The 1,174-nt window shown below is 70.2% G+C and carries 1 protein-coding gene; it reads left to right on the top strand.

Features of this window, described 5'->3' with window-relative positions; all coding sequences use genetic code 11:
• Window positions 1–320: 320 nt before the first annotated feature.
• Window positions 321–1,174: TSUP family transporter (locus G6017_RS10960; RefSeq protein WP_182617341.1), on the top strand; the 854-nt coding region annotated here is incomplete at its 3' end.

Genomic DNA, 1,174 nt, shown 5'->3' with positions numbered 1-1,174 from the left:
GCGTCGGCCGCGACCCGTGCCGCCCCTCGCGAGGGCGGCACCCCGCTGGTGGCCCCGCATCGCTGACACCCCCAGGTCGCGCCGTCGGCGGCCCCCTGGACATAACACGACCGTTCGCCGACCCCGTCCATCCCGCCCCCCAGCGCAGAGCACCGACCCGGAGCCGGTGCGAATTCCGCAATTGTGTCACAAAATTCTCATCTTGACACGACATCTTCATCACGTCAGCACCGCGTAGACAGATCGGTCTGGGCTTGGCGCCCCTTTAATGTCTACTGTGTTGGTCTACTTAATCCACACACAAGATAATCGGAGCACTCGTGAAGACACTGATCGTCCTGGGCGTCGTCGGCGCCATCGCCCAGCTCATCGACGGCTCCCTGGGGATGGCCTACGGCGTGACGTCCACGACGCTGCTGGTCGCGGCCGGGATCGCGCCCGCCGCGGCCTCGGCGTCCGTGCACTTCGCGGAGATCGGCACCACCCTGGCCTCAGGTATCTCCCACCACAAGCTGGGCAACGTGGACTGGCGCATCGTGCGCATCCTCGCGGTCCCCGGCGCCATCGGGGCGTTCGCCGGCGCCACCATCCTCACCAACCTCCCGGCGGACGTGGCCAAGCCGGTGGTCGGGGCGATCCTCCTGACGCTGGGCCTCTACGTGCTGTACCGCTTCCTCGCACTGGGTGGGCGTCGTCCGGAGTTCAAGGGCCGCGCGCGGACAGGGTTCCTGGTCCCCCTCGGACTGGTGGGCGGCACCCTCGACTCGCTCGGCGGCGGCGGGTGGGGCCCGGTCGGCACCACCTCGCTGCTGTCCTCGGGCCGGGTCGAGCCGCGCAAGGTGGTCGGCTCCATCGACACCTCCGAGTTCGTGGTGGCCGTGGGTGGCTCCCTCGGCTTCCTCATCGGCCTGGGCGCGGCCGGCATCGACTGGGGCTACGCCGCGGCACTGCTGGTCGGCGGCGTGATCGTGGCACCACTGGCGGCCTGGCTGGTCAAGCACCTGCCCGCGCGCGTGCTCGGCACCGCGGCCGGAGGCCTGATCGTGGTGACCAACTCGCGCACCCTTCTGGTGTGGGCCGAGGTCCCGTCCTCCACCACCACGCCGCTCCTGCTGACCCTGGTCGCCGTGTGGATCGCCCTCATCGCCTGGGCCGTGCGCGCGGAGAAGGCGCT

It is taken from the genome of Dietzia sp. B44, assembly GCF_014145245.1.
GTDB classification, from domain to species: domain Bacteria; phylum Actinomycetota; class Actinomycetes; order Mycobacteriales; family Mycobacteriaceae; genus Dietzia; species Dietzia natronolimnaea.
Note: the sequence above shows the minus strand (reverse complement) of the source record. Positions and strands in the feature narration are given on the sequence as shown.